Genomic DNA, 20,725 nt, shown 5'->3' with positions numbered 1-20,725 from the left:
CCACTCCTAACCTGTCGCCCTGCCGCGCTACGTCGCGTCGGCTTCAGGATCCAGCTCGGCCACGTCGTCCGTGCTGTCCTGTTCCTCGGCATTGCGAGCGATGGCTAACAGTGTGTCGCCCTCACCCAGGTTCATCAAGCGAACGCCCTTGGTCTGGCGCCCGGCCTTGCGGACCTGGCGTGCGGCGGTGCGAATCACACCCCCGCCCGAGGTGATGGCGTACAACTCACTGTCTTCATCGACCACCAATGCGCCCACCAGACTGCCACGCCTGCGGTCGTATTGAATGGTCAGGATGCCTTTTCCGCCGCGGCCCTGAGGCGTGTACTCCTCGATGGCGGTCCGCTTGGCGTAGCCACCGGAGGTCGCCACCAGCAGATACGTTCCCTCGCGGACGACGTTGAGCGACAGCAGCTGGTCATCGGCGTTGAACCGCATGCCCTGCACACCCGAGGTCGCCCGGCCCATCGGACGCAGTGCGTCGTCGGTGGCCGAGAAACGGATCGACTGACCGTTGGCGCTGACCAGCAGCAGGTCGTCCTCCGCGGAACACAGCACCGCACCGACCAGCTCGTCGCCATCGCGCAGGTTCACCGCCACGATGCCGCCGGAACGGTTGGAGTCGAAGTCGGTCAACTTGGACTTCTTCACCAGCCCGTTGCGGGTGGCGAGCACCAGATACGGGGCGTCGTCGTAGCTCTTGATCTGGATGACCTGGGCGATGCGCTCCTCGGGCTGGAACGCCAGCAGGTTGGCCACGTGCTGTCCGCGGGCGGTACGCAATGCCTCGGGCAGCTCGTAGGCCTTGGCCCGATACACGCGGCCCTGGGTGGTGAAGAACAGAATCCAGTCGTGCGTGGAGCACACGAAGAAGTGCCGCACGATGTCGTCCTGCTTGAGACCCGCGCCCTGCACACCCTTGCCGCCACGCTTCTGGCTGCGGTACAGATCGGTCTTGGTGCGCTTGGCGTACCCGGTCTCGGTGATGGTGACCACGACGTCCTCGCGGGCGATCAGGTCCTCGTCGGAGACATCGCCGTCGGCGGCGATGATCCGGGTGCGCCGGTCGTCGCCGTGCTTCTCGGCGATCTCTGCGAGCTCATCGCGCACGATGGCGCGCTGCCGCTCCGGCTTGGCCAGGATGTCTTCCAGGTCGGCGATCTCGGCCTCGATCTTGGCCAGGTCGTCGACGATGCGCTGCCGCTCGAGGGCGGCCAGGCGGCGCAGTTGCATGTCGAGGATGGCCTGGGCCTGGATCTCGTCGACATCGAGCAGTTCCATCAAGCCAACCCGGGCCACGTCGGCGCTCTCGGAGGCCCGGATCAGGGCGATGACCTCATCGAGGGCGTCCAGCGCCTTGACCAGACCGCGCAGGATGTGGGCCCGCTCGTTGGCCTTGCGCAGCCGGTAGGTGGTGCGCCGGATGATCACGTCGAGTTGGTGGGCGACGTAGTACCGGATCATCTGATCGATGCGCAGTGTCCGGGGCACGCCGTCGACGATCGACAGCATGTTGGCCCCGAAGCTGGTCTGCAGCTGGGTGTGCTTGTAGAGGTTGTTGAGCACCACCTTGGCCACGGCGTCGCGCTTGATCTCCACGACGATGCGCAGACCGACCCGGTCACTGGACTGGTCTTCGATATTGGAGATGCCGGCCAGCTTGCCGTCGCGGACCTGCTCGGCGATCGAGGTGATGAAGTTGTCGTGGTTGACCTGATACGGCAACTCGGTGATCACGATCGAGGTGCGGCCGCGCGAGTCTTCCTCGATCTCCACCACGCCGCGCATCCGGATCGAGCCGCGGCCGGTGGTGTAGGCGTCGTGGATGCCCTGCGACCCGACGATCAGGCCGTGGGTGGGGAAGTCCGGTCCCTTGACCCGCTCGCAGACGGCGGCCAGGGTGGCCTCTTCGTCGGCTTCGTGGTTCTCCAGGCACCAGTAGACGGCCTCGGCCAGCTCGCGCAGGTTGTGCGGCGGGATATTGGTGGCCATACCCACCGCGATGCCGCCCGAGCCGTTGGCCAGCAGGTTGGGGAACCGGCTCGGCAGAACCGTCGGCTCCTGCACTCGGCCGTCGTAGTTCGGGATGAAATCGACTGTCTCCTCGTCGATTTCACGCAGCATCTCCATCGCCAGCGGCGTCAGCCGAGCCTCGGTGTAGCGCATCGCGGCGGCCGGGTCATTACCCGGTGACCCGAAGTTGCCCTGGCCGTCGACCAGCGGGTAGCGCAGCGACCACGGCTGGGCCATGCGCACCAGGGTGTCGTAGATCGAGGCGTCGCCGTGGGGGTGGTAATTGCCCATCGTCTCGGCCACCGAGCGCGCGGACTTGGCGTGGCTGCGGTCGGGGCGGAAGCCCGAGTCATACATGGCGTAGAGCACGCGGCGGTGCACCGGCTTGAGGCCGTCGCGCACCTCGGGCAGCGCACGTCCGACGATGACGCTCATCGCATAGTCGATGTAGCTGCGCTGCATCTCCTGCTGGATGTCGACCGGCTCGATGCGGTCTCCGGTGGCGTCGCCCGGCGGCAACGTGGTGTCAGTCATGTGAGTCCTCTTTTGTCCCTATGACGGGGTGAACTTCGCTAAACATCCAGGAAGCGAACGTCTTTGGCGTTGCGGGTGATGAAACTGCGCCGCGCCTCGACGTCCTCGCCCATCAGGATGGAGAACAATTCGTCGGCCGCGGCGGCGTCGTCGAGGGTGACCTGGCGCAGCACCCGGACCGACGGATCCATGGTGGTCTCCCACAGTTCCTTGGCGTCCATCTCGCCCAGACCCTTGTAGCGCTGGATACCGTCGTCGGTGTTGATCCGCTTGCCGGCCGCCTTACCCGCTTCCAGCAGCCCGTCACGTTCACGGTCGGAGTAGGCGAACTCCGGCTCGGAACGCTGCCACTTGAGTTTGTACAGCGGCGGCTGCGCCAGGAAGATGTGCCCGTTCTCCACCAGCGGCTTCATGAACCGGAACAGCAACGTCAGCAGCAACGTCGAAATGTGTTGTCCGTCAACGTCGGCATCGGCCATCAGCACGATCTTGTGGTAGCGCAACTTAGACAGGTCGAACTCGTCGTGGATGCCGGTACCCAGGGCGGTGATGATGGCCTGGACTTCGGTGTTCTTCAGCACCCGGTCGATGCGGGCCTTCTCGACGTTGATGATCTTGCCGCGCAGCGGCAGGATGGCCTGGAACATCGAGTCGCGGCCGCTCTTGGCCGAGCCGCCGGCCGAGTCGCCCTCCACCACATACAGTTCCGACTTGCTCGGGTCGGTGGAGCGGCAGTCGGCCAGCTTGCCGGGCAGGCCGCCGATGTCGGTCGCGCTCTTGCGGCGCACCAACTCCCGCGCCTTACGAGCGGCCATGCGTGCTTGCGCCGACGAGACCGCCTTGTTCACAACGGTTTTAGCCTCGGTCGGGTTGGCCTCGAACCAGTGCGTCAGCTGCTCGTTGCAGATCTTTTGCACAAACGACTTCACCTCGGTATTACCGAGCTTGGTCTTGGTCTGGCCTTCGAACTGCGGCTGCGAAACCTTCACCGAGATCACCGCGGCCAAGCCCTCGCGGATGTCGTCCCCGGTGAGGTTGGGATCCTTGTCCTTGAGCAGCTTCTTGTCCTTGGCGTACTTGTTCACCACGGTGGTCAGCGCAGCACGGAAGCCCTCTTCGTGGGTACCACCTTCGTGGGTGTTGATGGTGTTGGCGAAGGTGTGCACCGACTCCGAATAGCCGGCGTTCCACTGCATCGCGATCTCGACCTCGTGACCCGGGCCCTTGCCGTCGAAGTCGATGATGCTGGGCTGGATCGAGTTCTTGGTGCGGTTGATGTGCTTGACGAAGTCCACCAGGCCACCCGGGTAGTGAAACACCCGGTGCTTGACCTTGTGCTGCGTGGCGGCTTCGGCCTTCTCCTCGGCCGACTTCGGCGCCTCGGCGGTATCGCTGACCACCTCGTCGACAACCTGCTCGGCGGTAACGCGCTCGTCGGTGAGCTCGATGGTCAGGCCCTTGTTCAGGAAGGCCATCTCCTGCAGCCGGCGAGCAATGGTCTCGAAGTCGTAGGTGGTGGTCTCGAAGATGTCCGGATCGGCCCAGAAGCGGATGGTGGTGCCGGTCTTGGTGGTCTTCTCACCCTGGCGCAGGGTGCCGGGCACCGAGTGGTCGTAGGTCTGGAACCACTCACTGCCGCCGGTGCGGACGTCGGCTTCCAATCGGGTGGACAACGCGTTCACCACCGAGACACCCACACCGTGCAGACCGCCCGACACCTGGTAGGCGCCCTCTTCGAACTTGCCGCCGGCGTGCAGCACCGTCATGACGACGTCGATGGTGGGGATACCGGTGGAGTGCATGGCCACCGGGATACCGCGGCCGTCGTCGGTGACCTGGACGCCGCCGTCCTCGAGGAGGCGCACGTCGACCTTGGTCGCAAAGCCGGCCATCGCCTCGTCGACGGCGTTGTCCACAACCTCCCAGACGAGATGGTGCAGCCCTCGCTCACCGGTCGAGCCGATGTACATGCCGGGGCGTTTGCGGACCGCCTCCAAGCCTTCGAGAACTTTGATCGAGTCGGCACCGTACTGTTCTTTGGCAGCCACTAGCGGGACGCTCTCCTTGGGGGTCGCAAGCGCACGATTCACCGACCGCGCGCGGTTCGTGCACCAGTCTAGCGGTTAGCCCGCTTCGGACTGATTCTGTGGCGGCGTTTCTGCATACCTAGTTGAGCCGTGCACGGAATTTCTCGGATCGGCATACGTCTTGAGGCTTGACATCCAAGTCGACGACGTTCTGGTGGCTGTCAGCCGACCGTGGTAGCCGGCTTCAGCCGTAGGTGTCGCGGGGCCCCCGCCCGGAGATGTGCAGCCGGCCCTTGCGCCAGGACGGCGCGACCGGTCCGGTGATCTTCAGCGACGTCACCACACCGTCCCCGACGGCGGCCGCGATCTTGGCGAGCAGCTGCGCTTGGACCATCCTCAGCTGGGTGGCCCACGCCGTTGACTCCGCCGCCACACTGAGCACGCCGTCGCGCAGCGTCGTCGGCTGGGCGTGCTCGGCGATCTGTTCGCCCACCACCGTCGCCCACTGCGCAAATACCGTCCCCTCCGCGACCCGTGGGGTCCAACCTCGGGTTTTCGCCAGCTCGTCGGCGACGGCCCCCAACGGCTGGGGGTCGCGGCGGTCCGGGCCGGGGCCCGACCAAGCCCGCCCTCCTCGGGGTGTAGTGCGTCGCACCCCTGGCGAGCGCCGACCTCGGCCGACCTCTTTGCCCTGGCTACGGGCGGCGCCGCGGGCTTCCTCTAGGGCGCGCCGCACCAAATCCATGCCCGGCACATTGCTGAGGTGCTCGGGCGGAGTGGCGACCGAGTCGTCGTCGGCGTCGGTCACGGCACCACCTCCGACATCCGGCCACGGTCGTCGTCGCGCAACGTAATCCCGATCCGGGTGGCGTCCCAGTCAGTCGGAATGTCCTCACCGACCGCGGCGGTGATCAGTACCTGCTCGGCGGCGGCGGCCACACCGGCCAACGCACGACGGCGGGCATTGTCGAGCTCGGCGAACACGTCATCGAGGATCAGCACCGGCTCGCTGCCCTCGGTGCGCAGCAGCTCGTAGGACGCCAGGCGCAGAGCCAGCGCCATCGACCAGGACTCACCGTGGCTGGCGAAGCCCTTGGCCGGCTGGTCACCGAGGCGCAGTTCCAGATCATCGCGGTGCGGACCGACCAAGCACACCCCGCGCTCGAGCTCGGCGTCGCGTCGCCGGGCTAACCCGGCCAGCAACGCTGCCTCGAGAAATTCAACGTCCTCGCCGCCGTCGGCACCGTCCAGCACGCTGCTGCGATAGCTGATGGCCGCCGGTCGCGACGCCGGCGCCAACAGCTGATAGGCCTTCTCCACTTCCGGAGCCAGGAGGTTGGTCAACGCGATGCGGGCGGCCATCAGCTCGGCGCCGTGCGCAGCCAGGTGACCGTCCCATACCTCGAGAGTGTCCAACACGCTGCGATCGCCCCGAAACCGCGCTCCCGCAGCGGATTTCAACAATGCGGTGCGTTGTTTGAGTACCTTCTCGTAGTCGGCCCGGATAGCGGCGATCCGCGGGCGACGCACGGTGGCCAGTTCGTCGAGGTAACGGCGGCGTTCCCCGGGATCGCCACGGACCAACGCCAGATCCTCGGGCGCGAACAGCACCGCGCGCACCGCCCCGAGCACTTCGCGGGTGCTGCGCACCGGTGACCGATTCAACCGCGCCTTATTCGCGCGACCGGCGGCAATCTCGATATCGACCGCAAGTTCCCGGCCTTCGTTGACCACGATCGTCGAGATCACCGCACGCTCGGCGCCGGCCCGGATCAACGGCGCATCAGTGGCCACTCGATGCGATCCAAGAGTTGCGCAATACCACAGTGCCTCAACAAGATTGGTCTTGCCGAAGCCGTTTGGTCCGACGAACACCGTCCGGCCCGGCGCCAGGTCGAGCTCGACGTGCTCCCAGGATCGGAAGTCACGCAACGCCAGGCTTCGAACGAACATCGGCTGTCGCTATCCCGACAACGGGACTCGCTTGACCGCGTGTCCGCCGAACTGATTGCGCAGGGCCGAAACTGCCTTCATCGACGGTGAATCCTCTTGGCGGGAGGCGAATCGCGCAAACAGCGACGCGGCGATCACCGGCATCGGAACCCGGTGGCGGATGGCCTCTTCCACGGTCCAGCGACCCTCACCGGAATCCTCGGTGTAGCCCGAGATGGCGTCGAATCCGGGATCTTCCTTGAGTGCCTTGGCCAACAACTCCTGCAACCAGGACCGCACGACGGTGCCGTTGGTCCAGGCCTGGATGACCGCCTGGGTGTCTTTGATCAACGGTTCGGCGGCCAGCAGTTCATAACCTTCGGCGTAGGCCATCATCAGCCCGTACTCGATACCGTTGTGCACCATCTTGGCGTAATGGCCGGCACCGACGGGACCGGCGTGGACGAAACCGTCGGCGAGTTCCCCTGGGGGGCGCAGCGTTTCGAAGATCGGCATCACCCGCGCGACATCCTCGTCGCTGCCGCCGACCATCAGGCCGTAGCCCTCTTCCAGACCCCAGATCCCACCGGAAACACCAGCGTCGACGAACGAAATCCCTTTCTTACCAAGCAATTCCGCGTGACGCCCGTCCTCGGTGTACTTGGAGTTGCCACCGTCGACAACCAGATCTCCGGCACTGAGAACGTCGGCGAGCGAACCGATGGTCTGCTCGGTGATGGGGCCCGATGGGACCATCACCCAGACCACACGGGGAGCGCTGAGCGCCTCCGCCAGTGCCGCAAGGGTCGGCACGTCACTGACCTCGGGGCGAGGGTCATAGCCGATGACCTCATGTCCGCCTTCGCGTAACCGCTGGCGCATGTTGAAGCCCATCTTGCCCAGGCCGACCAAACCCAACTGCATGCTTGCCCCTCTCGTCGATGGTCCCGGTCAGCCGGGAAGCCGGACCGGCATCAACAGGTATACGTAGTCCGTCTGAACGGCCGGGAACGGCCCGGTGCCATCTACCTGGTCATCGGTATTGGCCGGGCGCAGCACGGCGGGACGACTCGGCGTGGTGAATCCGAACGTCACCCGGTCCGAGTGCAATGAACCCAAGCCATCGGTGAGGTACGTCGGGTTGAACGCAATGGTTAGCGGCTCTCCGGCGAAGTCGACCGGCAGGTCTTCCTCGGCGCGACCCACATCGTCGGCTCCGGCCGACAGCCGCAGCACACCGTCGCCGAATTCCATTCGGACCTGGGCGCCGCGGTCGGCGACCAGGGCGACACGCTTGATCGCCTCGGTGAGCTCGGCGACGCTGATGGTCGCCACCGCGGTGTGCTCGCTCGGCAGTAGCTGACGGAACTTGGGGAACTCGGCGTCGAGCAGCCGAGTGGTGCTGCGCTTGCCGCCGCTGCGAATACCCAGCAGACCCTCCTTGCCGACCGACGCTCCGGCACCGAGCGCCAGATGGACCTCGGCACCGGAGGTGCCGGCCTTGGCGGCTTCGGCCAGCGTCTTGGCCGGTACCAGGACCGCGGCTTCCAGGTCGGGGGAGGACGTCGACCAGGTCAGTTCGCGAACCGCCAGGCGGAACCGATCGGTGGCCGCCAAAACGACTGCCTCACCGGAGATCTCCACCCGGATACCGGTCAGCATGGGCAACGTGTCGTCGCGGCCGGCGGCCACCGCGACCTGACCGATCGCCTCGGCGAACAGGTCGGCGGAAACCACACCGGTCTCCTCGGGCAGCGCCGGCAGCGCCGGGTAGTCCTCCACGGCCATGGTGGGCAGCGAGAAGCGGGCACTGCCGCAGGTCAGCGACACCCTGGTGCCTTCCACCGTGACGTCGACCGGCTTGGCCGGCAGCGCCCTGGTGATGTCGGACAGCAGCCGCCCTGAGACCAAAACACTTCCGGGAGAAGCGATTTCGGCTGGTACCTGCACCTCGGTCGACACTTCGTAGTCGAAGCCGGAGATGGTCAGGCCGTCCTCGGTGCCGGTGAGCAGCACGCCGGCCAGAACCGGCACGGTCGGCCTCGAGGGCAGATTACGGGCGACCCAGGCCACCGCGTCGGCGAAGTCCTCCCGCACCAGGCGGAACTTCAAGTCGGAGCCAACCGTCGTAGTCGCCACGTCCATAGTGTCCCTTCGTCACTGCACCAACCCCCGACCAGCGTTCAGTCCAGTGCCGCGGCACTGGCGAGCGTGATCTGTGAGCGACAGCCGCAGAACGGCAGTCAGAAGAACAACCGTAGAGCGTCGGGCGCCAACTTGAAAGCTAATCGATCGCGGTGACAAGAGCGCGGTTGAGCGGCGTCGGGGGTGCCTGTGCACGAGCTGTTCCCCAACCCTGTCTTCAAGAAGGAAATCTAAGTGGAGATAACAGCAACAGTAATAGGGCCTGTGCAACCTGTGGAGGAGCGGGTCGATGGCCTGCTCGGAGGTGGTAACTCGATGTGCATGGGCTGTGTATCGATGAATGCCAACGTGGGCGACAGTGTGCACAGGTGGGGGTTGTTGATTGTGATCCCCGTTGCTTCACGGGTGCAGCGGATGTTGTCCACAACGGTGTGCACAGCGATTGAGTGTGGCCGCTGGTGCGAGTGTTACTAAAGTTTTTTGGCCGGATTTCGCCGGATGCCCGGATCGGAGCGAATCTCAGCGCTTGGAGCGCTGCCGGATCCGGGTGGTGAGCTCCTTGACGTGATCGAACACCTCACGCCGGTGGGCCATTTCACCCCGGATCTTCTTCTCGGCATACATGACTGTCGTGTGATCGCGGCCGAAGGCCTGACCGATCTTGGGCAACGACAAGGCGGTGAGTTCGCGGCATAGATACATCGCGATCTGGCGTGATTGGGCCAGGGCGCGGGTCTTGCCGGGGCCGCGTAGCTCCTCGACGCTGGTGTCGAAGTACTCGGCGGTGGCGGCCATGATCGCCGCGGTGCTGATTTGCATGGTGCTGGCATCGGAGATGAGGTCGCGCAACACGATCTCGGCCAGCGCCTTGTCGATAGGGGTCTTGTTCAGTGACGCGAACGCGGTGACGCGGATGAGGGCGCCCTCGAGTTCGCGAATATTGCGTTCGATGCTGCTCGCGATCAGCTCCAGGACGTCGTCGGGGACGTCGAGGCGATCCATCTGGGCCTTCTTCCGCAGGATCGCGATGCGGGTTTCCAGTTCAGGAGGCTGAACGTCGGTAATCAGACCCCACTCGAACCGGGTCCGAAGCCGGTCCTCCAGGGTGGCCAGCTGCTTGGGCGGCCGGTCGGAGGAGATGACGATCTGCTTGTTCGCGTTGTGCAGCGTGTTGAAGGTATGGAAGAACTCTTCCTGAATACCTTCCTTGCCTTCGATGAACTGGATGTCATCGACCAGCAGGACGTCGATTTCCCGGTAGCTGCGCTTGAACGCGACCTTGCGATCGTCACGCAGCGAGTTGATGAAGTCGTTGGTGAACTCTTCGGTGGAGACGTACTTCACTCGCATGCCGGGAAAGAGACGTTGGGCGTAGTTGCCGGCGGCGTGCAGCAGGTGCGTCTTGCCCAGTCCCGACTCACCCCAGATGAACAGGGGGTTGTAGGCACGAGCGGGTGCTTCGGCAATGGCAAGGGCGGCGGCGTGGGCGAATCTGTTCGAGGCACCGATGACAAAGGTGTCGAAGGTGTATCGGCGGTTGAGGCTGGTCCCGGGTGTCTCGGCCGAAGTGCTGCTGCGCGGCCGTTCGATGAAGTAGCTCGGCCAGGTCTCGTGGGCACTGGCCAGCGCCTCGCGATCCTCGTCGACCTCGTCGAGATCGTGCTCGGGGGAGCCCGGATCGGGCGGTGCGGTGTCGGTGTGCTCGTCCGCGGTCGGCGGTGCGATCCGTACGCCGAGTTCAACCCGTTGCCCGAGTCGGCGGCTCAGCGCATCGACGATTTGGGTTCGCAGATGCCGCTCGATCTCGTTCTGCACAAAGCTGCTTGGCACCGACAACAGCGCGAAGCCTTCGGCGATCGTGAGCGGCTGAACGAGCTTCAACCAGGCCCGTTGTTGCGGTGTCAGGGGTGATTCAGCGCCGGACCCGTTGTCGGGCCGGGACTGCGGATCACCATCGCCGTTCAATTCGGCGACGACGGAACTCCACACCGAGGCGAATGCTGAACCGGGATCATCGGTCAACGACAGATCCCCCTGGTCCGCAGGTCGGCAACAAACAAAGAGACGACGACAAAACTGTCCACATAGTTATCCACAGGTGTGGACAGGACAGTCGTCCTCGCCTCGCAGCATATCGGCGCTGGGTGGTGGGCTGGCGTAATCCGGTCAATCGGTGCTGTCTGGATTGTCCCGCCGGCCGATGCCCCCGCTTCTGATTGCACACCGCCTCGGGCTGAAGCGGCTTGGCAGAAGCTAACAGTTTTCCCGGCGGGTGCCAACCGTTCGGCGACATTGGGATTCCGTCGATTTCGGCTTTGTCCTGCGGCGCGTGACGGCTGTGACGGCAGTAAATTGGTGTTCAGATTCGGTGCCTGCCACAAGGCGGTTTGACCAGGCGAAGTGACGTCAGTACCCTCGAACAGTCGCCCGAACGTTGGCGGTACGGCTGCGACCGGGTTTCCGGGCCAGCGCCGGTTTCGAGCAAGACCAGAGCTTACCAACGGCAGTTGCGTTTGTTCGGGTACACCACGCGTGTACACCGGAGCGGGACTGCCAAACGCAACAAGGAGAGACTGCCGTGGCCAAGGGCAAGCGGACCTTCCAGCCGAACAACCGGCGCCGGGCGCGGGTTCATGGTTTCCGGCTGCGTATGCGCACGCGCGCCGGGCGCGCGATCGTGACCGGGCGGCGCCGTAAGGGTCGTCGTTCACTGACTGCCTGATCCACAGGATCACGCAGCGTGCTGCCGGCTCAGTACCGGATGACACGGTCTGCGGAGTTCGGCGCCACGGTCAAGCATGGGGTACGAGCGGCGCAGCCGGATATCGTCGTGCACGCACGACGTGATGTGGACGGCGGACCGCTGATCGGACTCGTCGTAGCCAAGTCGGTGGGTACCGCGGTGCAACGGCACCGGGTGGCCCGGCGGTTGCGGCATGTCGTCCGCACCGTTCTGCCCGACCTGCAGCCAGACGAGCGGATCGTGATCCGTGCGCTCCCGAGCAGTCGGCATGCGATCTCGGCCCGATTGGAGCAGCAGTTGCGTACGGGGCTGCGGCGGACCCATGAGTTGATGGAGAAGAGCCGGTGAGTCGTCCCAGCCCTTGGACGATCCCGGCTCGCGGGCTGATCTTCCTCATCGAGCTATACCGGCACACGGTGTCGCCGCTGCGACTACCCACGTGCCGATTCACCCCCACGTGCAGTCAGTACGCCGTGGACGCGCTCACCGAGTACGGCCTGATGCGGGGGAGTTGGCTCACCCTGATCCGGCTCGGGAAATGCGGACCATGGCATCGGGGAGGATGGGACCCGATACCCGAGCGGTGCCCGCAGGTGCCCGGGGCCAGTGTCGAATACGACGGCAGGAGCACGCGTGTTTAATTGGTTCAGCCTCGACATCATCTATTACCCGGTGTCGGCGATCATGTGGGTTTGGTACAAGCTCTTCGCCGCCATCCTGGGACCCTCGAACTTCTTCGCGTGGGCGCTGTCGGTGATGTTCCTCGTGTTCAGCCTGCGCGCGCTGCTGTACAAGCCGTTCGTCCGGCAGATCCGCACCACCCGGCAGATGCAGGAACTGCAGCCACAGATCAAGGCGCTGCAGAAGAAGTACGGCAAGGATCGCCAGCGGATGGCGCTGGAGATGCAGAAGCTGCAGCGCGAGCACGGCTTCAATCCCATCCTTGGGTGCCTGCCGATGCTGGCGCAGATCCCGGTGTTCCTCGGTCTGTATCACGTGCTGCGCTCGTTCAACCGGACCCAGGGCGGCTTCGGCCAGCCCCAGCTGTCACCGGAACTCAACCGGTCGCTCGGCAACTATGTTTTCAGCGCCACCGACGTCGGCCACTTCCTGGACGCGAATCTGTTCGGTGCGCCGATCGGTGCGTTCATGACCCAGTCGAAGGGTCTGGACGCGTTCACCGAATTCAGCCGGCCCGCCGTCATCGCGGTCTCGCTGCCGCTCATGGTGCTGGCCGGTGTTGCCACCTACTTCAACAGCCGGGCCTCGGTCGCGCGCCAGAGTCCGGAAGCCGCTGCCAACCCGCAGACCGCGATGATGAACAAGCTCGCGCTGTACGTGTTCCCCCTCGGCGTTGTGGTGGGCGGACCCTTCCTGCCAATCGCGATCATCATCTACTGGGTGTCGAACAACATCTGGACCTTCGGTCAGCAGCACTACGTGTTCGGCAGGATCGAAAAGGAAGAAGAAGCCAAGAAGGAAGAGGCGGTCGCCCGCCGGGCGGCGAATGCCCCGGCGCCGGGCGTGAAGCCGACCAAGCCGAAGAAGGGCGCGCCGGCCGGGACGAACGGTGCGACCGCGGCTGAGGACGACGCCGAGGTGACCGCCGCGGAGACGGACGACGGTGCGGCGAAACCAGCCGATGCCGATGCGGCCAACCGCGCACCGCGGCCGGGAGCCCGGCCCAAGAAACGTAAGCGTTGACCGGAGAACGCTCCGGTGGAAGAGGGAGAGACACATGGCTGATACCGACACCACGGACCTGACCGACTCCGACGTCTCGGGCGGTAAGGCAGACGACCTGGAGGACCGCCTGGTTGCCGAGGGCGAGATCGCGGGCGACTACTTGGAGGAGCTGCTCGATCTGCTCGACTTCGATGGCGACATCGATCTCGATGTTGAGGGCAATCGCGCCATCGTGAGTATCGATGGCGGGGACGACCTGGCCAAGCTGGTCGGCCGTAAGGGCGAGGTGCTCGATGCACTGCAGGAGTTGACCCGGTTGGCGGTTCACCAGAAGACAGGCGAGCGCAGCCGGCTGATGCTCGATGTGGCCAACTGGCGTCGTCGTCGCCGCGAGGAGCTCACCGCGTTGGGCGACAAGGTGGCCCGGCGGGTGCTGGATACCGGCGACCGTGAAGAGCTGGCGCCGATGACGCCGTTTGAGCGCAAGATTGTGCACGACGCCGTCGCGGCGGTGGATGGTGTCCACAGCGAGAGCGAGGGCGTCGAGCCGTCGCGTCGCGTTGTGGTGTTGAAGGACTGAAGTTACATCGATGTAGTTCGGTGTCCGTCCCGTGGATGACCGGAGGATGTTTCACGTGAAACATGGCGCCGCACCGCCGCCTCCGGCGGCTGCCGAGGGAGTGTTCGGCGAGCGGCTAGAAGTGGCACACCGCTACGCCGACCTCTTGGCCGGCCCAGGTGTCGAACGCGGCCTGATCGGTCCGCGGGAAGTCGACCGGATCTGGGATCGCCACATCCTCAACAGCGTGGCAGTGGCGGAGTTGATCGATTCCGGCGAGCGCGTGGTGGACATCGGGAGCGGCGCCGGGTTGCCCGGCGTCCCCATCGCTATTGCACGGCCGGACCTACGGGTGGCCCTCGTCGAGCCGATGTTGCGGCGGACCGAGTTCCTTGACGAGATCGTGGGGGAACTCGGCATCCCGCTGGAGGTCGTGCGCGGTCGGGCCGAGGAGTCCAGCGTTCGGGAGCGAGTCGGCAGTGCCGATGTCGTGGTGTCTCGTGCGGTCGCGTCGCTGGACAAGTTGGCCCGATGGAGCCTGCCGCTGCTGCGTCCCGGGGGACGGATGCTGGCGATGAAGGGTGAACGGGCCGAGGACGAGATCGCCGAGGGACGCCGGGGCATGGCGTCGTTAGGCGCAACGGATGTGAGGGTGGTGAGATGTGGCGTGAGCTATTCGAGTCCGCCCGTCACCGTGGTGATCGCGGTTCGGGGGGAGCGAACACCGGGCCGGAAACGCCCCACGCGAACGTCGGAGAGAAGAGGACCATGACCGTCCCACCAAGCTCGGATCCCACCGGGACAGGCCGCGGTCCCGACGCGGTCGCCGCCGATGTTTCACGTGAAACATGGAAGACGCCCGACGAGTTCGACACCCCGATCGGGGCCGCTGCGCAGCGCGCCATGCAGGTGCTGCATACCGTGGCCGGGCAGCTGCCACGGCCGTCGCACCGGCGGATCTTCACCGTCGCGAATCAGAAGGGTGGGGTCGGGAAAACCACCACGGCGGTCAACCTCGCCGCCGCCCTGGCCGTCCAAGGCTTGAAGACACTCGTGATCGACCTCGACCCCCAGGGCAATGCGAGCACGGCCCTGGGCATCGCCGACCGGCACTCCGGCACGCCGTCGTCCTACGAGGTGCTGCTCGGTGAGATCCCGCTCCAGGCCGCGATCCGCCAAAGCCCGCACAGTGAGCGGCTGTTCTGCGTGCCGGCAACCATCGACCTCGCCGGCGCCGAGATCGAACTCGTCAGCATGGTGGCTCGCGAGAACCGGTTGCGTACCGCGCTGGCAGCGCTGGACGACTCGGACTTCGACTACGTCTTCATCGACTGCCCGCCGTCGCTGGGTCTGCTCACCATCAACGCGCTCGTGGCCGCGCCCGAGGTGCTGATTCCGATCCAGTGCGAGTACTACGCCCTCGAGGGTGTCTCGCAGCTGATGAACAATATCGAGATGGTCCGGGCACACCTGAATCCTCAACTGACGGTGTCGACCGTCGTCCTGACGATGTATGACGGCCGCACGAAACTGGCCGACCAGGTCTCAACCGAGGTCCGCCGGTTCTTCGGCGACAAGGTCCTGCGGACCGTCATTCCGCGTAGCGTCAAGGTGTCGGAGGCGCCTGGTTACAGCATGACGATCATCGATTACGACCCCGGCTCGCGCGGGGCACTGAGCTATCTCGACGCCAGCCGAGAACTCGCCCAACGAGCCACCCAGGCATCAGTGGAGGCACAGTCATGACACAGCCATCGCGTCGCGGCAAGGGCGGCCTCGGCCGTGGTCTGGCGTCGCTCATCCCGACCGGACCGGCCGACGGTGGCCCGCGGATGGGTGAGGCCGCGGCCGATGTGGTGATCGGTGGGACGCGGATCGACGCCGACACGGTGGGCGCGGTCTACCGCGAGATCGACCCCTCGATCATCGAGCCCAACCCACGCCAGCCGCGCCAGGTGTTCGACGAAGAGGCGCTGGCGGAGCTGGTGCACTCCATCCGCGAGTTCGGGCTGATGCAGCCGATCGTGGTGCGAGCCGTTCCCGACGCCGAGCGGGGCGCGCCGATCCGCTATCAGCTGGTGATGGGGGAGCGGCGCTGGCGGGCCGCGCAGGAGGCGGGGCTGGCGACCATCCCCGCGATCGTGCGGGAAACCGCCGAGGACAACCTGCTGCGGGACGCGCTCCTGGAGAACATCCACCGCGTTCAGCTGAATCCCCTCGAAGAAGCGGCGGCTTACCAGCAGCTGCTGGAGGAGTTCGAGGTCACCCACGATGAACTGGCCTCGCGCATCGGCCGATCTCGTCCGGTGATCACCAACATGATCCGGTTGCTCCGGCTGCCGATCGCAGTCCAGCGCAGGGTCGCCGCTGGCGTGCTGTCGGCCGGACACGCCCGCGCGTTGCTCGCTCTGGAGGCCGGGCCCGAGGCACAGGAGGAACTGGCGGCACGCATCATCGCCGAGGGCCTGTCGGTGCGGGCCACCGAGGAAGCGGTGACGCTGGCCAATCGGACCGAGACCAAGACCCCCACCCAGCCCCGGCGCAAGCCGATCCAGATGCCCGGGCTGCAGGATGTCGCCGAGCGGTTGTCAGGCACGTTCGATACCCGGGTGACGGTGAGCCTGGGCAAGCGCAAGGGCAAGATCGTGGTCGAGTTCGGCTCGGTCGACGATTTGCAGCGGATCGTGGAGATGATGGACCGGCCGGCGGGCTGAAACCGCGGTTACGACGATACCGGCCAGTTACGTCACAGTGACGCCATCGCACGCAGGCCTTCGCTGTCCAGCCCTTCGAATGAGGAGTTCTCCGGTGCGCCAACACTTCTCACGTCGGGGGAGTGGTCGTAGGAGTTGCCCGACGGGTACTGGCAGGTTGCCGGTCAGCTCTCCTATCCTGGAGGGGCTGTTGTGCATGTCCGCACCGCATGAAAGCCGGGGAGGCTAGTGTCCGTTCGCATCGTGCCGCTGCGACTCGAGGCATTCGAGCAGCTACCCAAGCATGCGCGGCAGTGCGTGTTCTGGGAGGTCGACCCCGCGACGCTCAGTAGCGGTGACTATCTTCCCGACCCGGAATTCGAGAAGGAAGCGTGGCTGTCCATGGTCATGCTGGAGTGGGGATCGTGCGGGCAGATGGCCACCACGGCGCCCGCCGCCGGAGAGGAGTCCGGCGGCGAAGAGCCCTGCCTGGGCTACGTGCTGTATGCGCCGCCGCGCGCGGTCCCGCGTGCCCAGCGATTCCCGACCGGACCGGTCAGCGCCGACGCCGTCCTCCTGACATCCATGGGCACCGAACCGGCGTACGCCGAAGGATTGCCGCAGTCGCTCGTCAGCCACGTGGTCAGTGAGCTCGTCCGCCGCGGCGTGCGCGCACTGGAGGCATTCGGACGGACCGCCGCCGCCAGCGAGCTGCTCGACCCCGACGCCGTCGAGCCCGAGCTCCGTCCCGCTGTCGAGGCGCTCGGCGACTGTTCCTTCGACCAGTGCATGATCGACGCCGACTTCCTGCTCGACGTCGGCTTCACCGTCGTCGCGCCGCACCGGTACTTCCCGCGGCTGCGGCTGGAGCTGGACAAGGGACTGGGCTGGAAAGCGGAAGTGGAGGCGGCACTGGAGCGGCTGCTGGAAAGCGCGCAGCTGCAGCAGCCGGTCGGCGCCGGCGCCGAGGTCCGCAGCTAGATATCTAGAGAGCGGGCCGGGCCTGCTCGACCGACAGCTCGTGGGCGAGCAACTCGGCGAAGGTGAAGGTGCCGGTGGGTCGGTCGTTCTTGCCCAACAGGTAGAGGCGTTTGACCGCGGCCAGGATGCCCTCGGCAATGGCATCCCGGGTGGGGGTGCTCACCAGCATCGCGCGGTCGCGCGGATTGGTGATGTAGCCGACGTCGACCTGGACGGTGGGCATTCTGGTGAGCCGCAACAGATCCCAGGTGCGGCCGTGGGTGCGGCAGTCACGTAAACCGGTGCGCGCCACGACTTCTCGCTGAATGAAGTCTGCGAGATTGCGCCCGATCGTCGAGACGGAGCCGTGTGAACTGCCGAAGTAGAACGAGGCGACGCCGCTGGCGGAGGGACTGGGCTGGGTTTCGCAGCGCAGGCTGATCATCAAGTCTGCTCCGACACTGTTGGCCATGGTGGCCCGTTCAGCATCCGAGGGACTGCGATTGGCCGAGCGGGACAGAAATGTCTCCATGCCGATGGCCGTCATCCGGCCTTCGAGCCGACTGGCCAAGTCCCACAAGATGTCCGCTTCGCTGATCGGTCCTTCCGGACCGTTCGTGATCAGGCCGTGGTCGTTGCCGCCGCGGCCCGGATCGATGATGATCCGCTTACCCGACAGCCGAGGTCCGGAGCGGCGCACCAGCTCTTCTTCCCGGATCGCATGCAACGAGCCGCCGGTGACCCGCGAGCCGAGAAAATACAAGGAGCGCAACGTCTCTGGACCGCAGATGCCGTCGGCGGCCAGACCGTACTCCCGTTGGTAGGACATCAGGCCGTTGTGGGTCTGCAGACCGAAGTAGCCGTCCACCAGAGCGGTGTAGAAGCCGAGTTCCTGAAGCTTGGACTGCAGCGTCGCCACATCGTCGCCGTACATCGGGGCGCCGAACTGGTGCACCAGAATCCGGGCACCCAGACGGTAGGAGGCCTCTTTGAGGGCGCGGTAGGTGGCTTCGCCGACGATGCCGTCGACCAGCAGGCCGCGGCGTTGCTGGAACGCCCGTACCGCGTCGTCAAGGTCGGCATCGAACAGGTCGGCGGCCACATGCTTTCCGGTGGTGAGATCCTCGTCCGGATTGTCCAGCAGCCCCAGCGCGGCCAAGGCTGCCCTGATCTCGACGACGGCGCCGCTGCGGTCACCCCGGCGCAACACGTCACCTCGGCCGTTGCGGTGCCAGGACGCGTCGTCCCCGGCACCGTGGCTGAGATTCGACATACAGGGCCCCTCGATCACCGTGGTCAGCTGGCTCGCTACGCGCTGACGATTGCCACACAGGCTAGGCAGCATTCTCGCAGAACCCAGCCGCATTCCGGAAAACGGCAGGCGAAGCCGCCAGTAACGGAATCGTCTCGGTGCGGTCGCGTCGCCGATCAGGTCTAGACGACGTCACCGATCTCGCGCAGCAGGGCAGCCTTGCCTTTGGCGCCGACGATGCGCTTGACTGGTTGACCGTCCTTGAACAGGATCAGCGTCGGGATCGACACCACCTGGAAGTCGCGGGCGGTCCCCGGATTGGCGTCGACATCGAGCTTGGCCACCGTCAGCGCGCCGGCCTTCTCGGTGGCGATCTCCTCGAGCACTGGGGCAACCATGCGGCATGGCCCGCACCAGGTCGCCCAAAAGTCAACCAGGACAGGGGTATTGCTGGCCAGGACGTCTTCGGCGAAAGAATCGTCGGAAACGGTTACGGTCGCGCCGCCGTCGCTCATTGCTGTGCTCCAATCATCTGGGTGGTTTCGGTCGTCTCGGAGGCCGTGTCGGCCAGCCAGCGTTCGGCATCGATCGCGGCCGAACAGCCCATGCCGGCCGCGGTGATGGCCTGGCGGTAGGTGTGGTCGACCAGGTCACCGGCGGCGAACACTCCGTCCACGGAGGTGGCCGTGGTGCGCCCGCGTACCAGCACGTAGCCCTCGGGGTCGAGGTCCACCGCGTCGCGTACCAGCGCCGATCGCGGATCGTGGCCGATCGCGACGAACACGCCCGTCACCGCCAAGGTGGACTCCTCGCCGGTCAGCTCGTTACGTACCCGCAGGCCGGTGACGGTGGTGTCGCCCTCGACGGCGTTGACCGTGGTGTTGGTCAAGAACCGGATCTTGTCGTTGGCGCGCGCCCGCTCGAGCATGATCTTGGACGCGCGGAACTCGTCGCGGCGGTGCACCAGCGTCACGCTACGGGCGAACCGGGTCAGGAACGTGGCCTCCTCCATCGCCGAGTCGCCGCCGCCGATCACGGCGATGTCCTGCTCCTTGAAGAAGAAGCCGTCACAGGTGGCGCAGGCGCTCACACCGCGGCCGAGCAGCTCCTGCTCGCCGGGCACGCCCAGGTACCGCGCGGCGGCACCCATCGCCAGGATGACCGCCCGGGCCAGGTGTGTCTCGCCGTCGGCGGTCACCACCTTCTTCACCGGGCCGTCCAGGGCGACCTCCTCGACGTCTTCCATGCGCAGGTCGGCGCCGAAGCGCAGCGCCTGCTCACGCATCTCGTCCATCAATTCCGGACCGGTGATACCCGACCGGAAACCGGGGAAGTTCTCCACCTCGGTGGTGGTCATCAGCGCGCCGCCGAAGGAGGTGCCCTCGAAGACCAGGGGCTTCAGCTCTGCGCGTGCGGCGTAGATGGCCGCGGTGTAGCCGGCGGGGCCTGATCCGATGACGATGACGTCATGAACATGGTTGGCGCTCATTCCAGCCTTTCTGCTCCGGACCCGGCGCTGCAGGCGAATGTCCTGCAAGCGGGTCCTGATGGGCACCTGGTCAAACAACAGGGTAGGCCGCGCTGTTCCCCGCCGTGCACTATGGGCGGCGCACGGTGGTGTCCGCGATCAGTCCGGTGTCGACCGAACTGCAATTCGTCGCGACGGCCACCCCGACGAGGACGTCGGGCTGGTCGCCGGGCAGCACCAGCACGATCGCGGGCCGGCCGTCGACCTGCACTTGTTGGGCGCCCAGGACCTGCGTAGATCCCGAATAACCGAGCCCGCTCAGGCATGCCGCCCGTCGCTTCGGGTCGGCCAGCGGGCCGAAATCGGGGCTGCGGGCCACCAGCGCGTTCAGCTCCCGTCCCGACAGCGGCATCGTCGGCGTCACGGTGATCAGGCTCGCGCTGGTCAGCGTGCTGGCCGTGGGGCTCGAGGAGTGCAGCAGCGCTGTCGTACCCACTCCGATACCGGCCAGCACGGCCAGTGCGCCAACGCCCGCGGCCACCAGCCGTCCGGTGCGCGCCGTGGGGCGCCGGGCGTGTGCGGCGCCCCGAGCCGGCCCCGGGGTGACAGTGTGTGAGGCGGTATCGAGGGGGCGGGGATCCACCCGACCAGTGTGCCGGGCCCGCCGGGCGGCACTTCCGTACTCATCGGTGCACAACGGGTAGCGTCGAGAC

Annotated in this window: 20 protein-coding genes; 9 read left to right on the top strand and 11 right to left on the bottom strand. The window is 66.0% G+C overall.

Going from position 1 to position 20,725, the window contains the following annotated elements; all coding sequences use genetic code 11:
- Nucleotides 1-27: 27 nt before the first annotated feature.
- The 7 genes from gyrA to dnaA all read right to left on the bottom strand — a co-directional run bounded on the left by gyrA (nt 28) and on the right by dnaA (nt 10,673).
- A complete protein-coding gene (gene gyrA, locus ADBZ9K_RS23135) occupies nt 28-2,547 on the bottom strand; it encodes a DNA gyrase subunit A (protein ID WP_526624600.1) in 2,520 nt (839 codons plus the stop codon).
- A gap of 38 nt (nt 2,548-2,585) precedes the next feature.
- A complete protein-coding gene (gene gyrB, locus ADBZ9K_RS23130; RefSeq protein WP_526624599.1) occupies nt 2,586-4,595 on the bottom strand; it encodes a DNA topoisomerase (ATP-hydrolyzing) subunit B in 2,010 nt (669 codons plus the stop codon).
- A gap of 223 nt (nt 4,596-4,818) precedes the next feature.
- Nucleotides 4,819-5,382, bottom strand: a complete 564-nt coding sequence (locus ADBZ9K_RS23125; protein ID WP_526624598.1) for a DUF721 family protein — start codon at nt 5,380-5,382, stop codon at nt 4,819-4,821.
- Nucleotides 5,379-6,527, bottom strand: a complete 1,149-nt coding sequence (gene recF, locus ADBZ9K_RS23120) for a DNA replication/repair protein RecF (protein WP_526624597.1) — start codon at nt 6,525-6,527, stop codon at nt 5,379-5,381. The genes ADBZ9K_RS23125 and recF overlap by 4 nt, the downstream gene beginning before the upstream one ends.
- A gap of 9 nt (nt 6,528-6,536) precedes the next feature.
- On the bottom strand, nt 6,537-7,430 hold the full coding sequence (gnd, locus tag ADBZ9K_RS23115; RefSeq protein WP_526624596.1) for a phosphogluconate dehydrogenase (NAD(+)-dependent, decarboxylating): 894 nt from the start codon (nt 7,428-7,430) through the stop codon (nt 6,537-6,539).
- 27 nt (nt 7,431-7,457) lie between these two features.
- Nucleotides 7,458-8,651: a DNA polymerase III subunit beta gene (gene dnaN / locus ADBZ9K_RS23110; RefSeq protein ID WP_526624595.1), complete on the bottom strand. Its 1,194-nt coding sequence runs from the start codon at nt 8,649-8,651 to the stop codon at nt 7,458-7,460.
- A gap of 519 nt (nt 8,652-9,170) precedes the next feature.
- On the bottom strand, nt 9,171-10,673 hold the full coding sequence (gene dnaA, locus ADBZ9K_RS23105) for a chromosomal replication initiator protein DnaA (RefSeq protein ID WP_526624594.1): 1,503 nt from the start codon (nt 10,671-10,673) through the stop codon (nt 9,171-9,173).
- A 556-nt stretch (nt 10,674-11,229) separates the two neighbouring features.
- Here dnaA and rpmH point away from each other — a divergent pair.
- The 9 genes from rpmH (at nt 11,230) to ADBZ9K_RS23060 (ending at nt 17,313) form a co-directional block, all read left to right on the top strand.
- Nucleotides 11,230-11,373 (top strand): 50S ribosomal protein L34, encoded by a 144-nt coding sequence (rpmH, locus tag ADBZ9K_RS23100; protein WP_005142265.1) that lies wholly within the window; start codon nt 11,230-11,232, stop codon nt 11,371-11,373.
- An 18-nt stretch (nt 11,374-11,391) separates the two neighbouring features.
- Nucleotides 11,392-11,742, top strand: a complete 351-nt coding sequence (rnpA, locus tag ADBZ9K_RS23095) for a ribonuclease P protein component (protein WP_526624593.1) — start codon at nt 11,392-11,394, stop codon at nt 11,740-11,742.
- On the top strand, nt 11,739-12,035 hold the full coding sequence (gene yidD / locus ADBZ9K_RS23090; RefSeq protein ID WP_526624592.1) for a membrane protein insertion efficiency factor YidD: 297 nt from the start codon (nt 11,739-11,741) through the stop codon (nt 12,033-12,035). The genes rnpA and yidD overlap by 4 nt, the downstream gene beginning before the upstream one ends.
- Nucleotides 12,036-12,078: 43 nt before the next feature.
- The gene (gene yidC / locus ADBZ9K_RS23085; RefSeq protein ID WP_526625593.1) at nt 12,079-13,098 is read left to right on the top strand and encodes a membrane protein insertase YidC; all 1,020 of its coding nucleotides are present in this window, start codon (nt 12,079-12,081) and stop codon (nt 13,096-13,098) included.
- 34 nt (nt 13,099-13,132) lie between these two features.
- Nucleotides 13,133-13,660, top strand: a complete 528-nt coding sequence (locus ADBZ9K_RS23080) for a Jag family protein (protein ID WP_526624591.1) — start codon at nt 13,133-13,135, stop codon at nt 13,658-13,660.
- 46 nt (nt 13,661-13,706) lie between these two features.
- Nucleotides 13,707-14,411 (top strand): 16S rRNA (guanine(527)-N(7))-methyltransferase RsmG, encoded by a 705-nt coding sequence (rsmG, locus tag ADBZ9K_RS23075; RefSeq protein WP_526624590.1) that lies wholly within the window; start codon nt 13,707-13,709, stop codon nt 14,409-14,411.
- Nucleotides 14,408-15,385 (top strand): ParA family protein, encoded by a 978-nt coding sequence (locus tag ADBZ9K_RS23070; protein ID WP_526624589.1) that lies wholly within the window; start codon nt 14,408-14,410, stop codon nt 15,383-15,385. Before rsmG ends, ADBZ9K_RS23070 begins: the two co-directional genes overlap by 4 nt.
- Nucleotides 15,382-16,353 (top strand): ParB/RepB/Spo0J family partition protein, encoded by a 972-nt coding sequence (locus ADBZ9K_RS23065; RefSeq protein WP_526624588.1) that lies wholly within the window; start codon nt 15,382-15,384, stop codon nt 16,351-16,353. Before ADBZ9K_RS23070 ends, ADBZ9K_RS23065 begins: the two co-directional genes overlap by 4 nt.
- A gap of 228 nt (nt 16,354-16,581) precedes the next feature.
- On the top strand, nt 16,582-17,313 hold the full coding sequence (locus tag ADBZ9K_RS23060) for an acetyltransferase (protein WP_526624587.1): 732 nt from the start codon (nt 16,582-16,584) through the stop codon (nt 17,311-17,313).
- Between the two features lie 4 nt (nt 17,314-17,317).
- On the opposite strand, the gene ADBZ9K_RS23055 is transcribed toward ADBZ9K_RS23060, so the two are convergent.
- The 4 genes from ADBZ9K_RS23055 to ADBZ9K_RS23040 all read right to left on the bottom strand — a co-directional run bounded on the left by ADBZ9K_RS23055 (nt 17,318) and on the right by ADBZ9K_RS23040 (nt 20,655).
- Complete coding sequence (locus tag ADBZ9K_RS23055; RefSeq protein ID WP_526624586.1) at nt 17,318-18,565, bottom strand: N-acetylmuramoyl-L-alanine amidase; 1,248 nt, start codon at nt 18,563-18,565, stop codon at nt 17,318-17,320.
- A 161-nt stretch (nt 18,566-18,726) separates the two neighbouring features.
- Nucleotides 18,727-19,059: a thioredoxin gene (gene trxA, locus ADBZ9K_RS23050; protein WP_526624585.1), complete on the bottom strand. Its 333-nt coding sequence runs from the start codon at nt 19,057-19,059 to the stop codon at nt 18,727-18,729.
- A complete protein-coding gene (gene trxB, locus ADBZ9K_RS23045) occupies nt 19,056-20,033 on the bottom strand; it encodes a thioredoxin-disulfide reductase (RefSeq protein WP_526624584.1) in 978 nt (325 codons plus the stop codon). Before trxB ends, trxA begins: the two co-directional genes overlap by 4 nt.
- A 109-nt stretch (nt 20,034-20,142) precedes the next feature.
- Nucleotides 20,143-20,655, bottom strand: coding sequence for an RsmA family anti-sigma factor (locus ADBZ9K_RS23040; RefSeq protein WP_526624583.1), 513 nt, complete (start codon nt 20,653-20,655; stop codon nt 20,143-20,145).
- Between the last annotated feature and the right edge of the window lie 70 nt (nt 20,656-20,725).

The organism is Mycobacterium sp. (assembly GCF_965229265.1).
GTDB lineage: Bacteria > Actinomycetota > Actinomycetes > Mycobacteriales > Mycobacteriaceae > Mycobacterium.
This window is presented reverse-complemented; position numbering and strand designations above follow the sequence as displayed.

Coding starts and splice junctions, on each gene's coding strand:
- gyrA (WP_526624600.1), bottom strand. CDS start 2,547: ATGACTGACACCACGTTGCCGCCGGGCGACGCCACCGGAGACCGCATC.
- recF (WP_526624597.1), bottom strand. CDS start 6,527: ATGTTCGTTCGAAGCCTGGCGTTGCGTGACTTCCGATCCTGGGAGCAC.
- gnd (WP_526624596.1), bottom strand. CDS start 7,430: ATGCAGTTGGGTTTGGTCGGCCTGGGCAAGATGGGCTTCAACATGCGC.
- dnaN (WP_526624595.1), bottom strand. CDS start 8,651: ATGGACGTGGCGACTACGACGGTTGGCTCCGACTTGAAGTTCCGCCTG.
- yidC (WP_526625593.1), top strand. CDS start 12,079: ATGTGGGTTTGGTACAAGCTCTTCGCCGCCATCCTGGGACCCTCGAAC.
- ADBZ9K_RS23080 (WP_526624591.1), top strand. CDS start 13,133: ATGGCTGATACCGACACCACGGACCTGACCGACTCCGACGTCTCGGGC.
- rsmG (WP_526624590.1), top strand. CDS start 13,707: ATGTTTCACGTGAAACATGGCGCCGCACCGCCGCCTCCGGCGGCTGCC.
- ADBZ9K_RS23070 (WP_526624589.1), top strand. CDS start 14,408: ATGACCGTCCCACCAAGCTCGGATCCCACCGGGACAGGCCGCGGTCCC.
- ADBZ9K_RS23065 (WP_526624588.1), top strand. CDS start 15,382: ATGACACAGCCATCGCGTCGCGGCAAGGGCGGCCTCGGCCGTGGTCTG.
- ADBZ9K_RS23055 (WP_526624586.1), bottom strand. CDS start 18,565: ATGTCGAATCTCAGCCACGGTGCCGGGGACGACGCGTCCTGGCACCGC.
- trxA (WP_526624585.1), bottom strand. CDS start 19,059: ATGAGCGACGGCGGCGCGACCGTAACCGTTTCCGACGATTCTTTCGCC.
- trxB (WP_526624584.1), bottom strand. CDS start 20,033: ATGAGCGCCAACCATGTTCATGACGTCATCGTCATCGGATCAGGCCCC.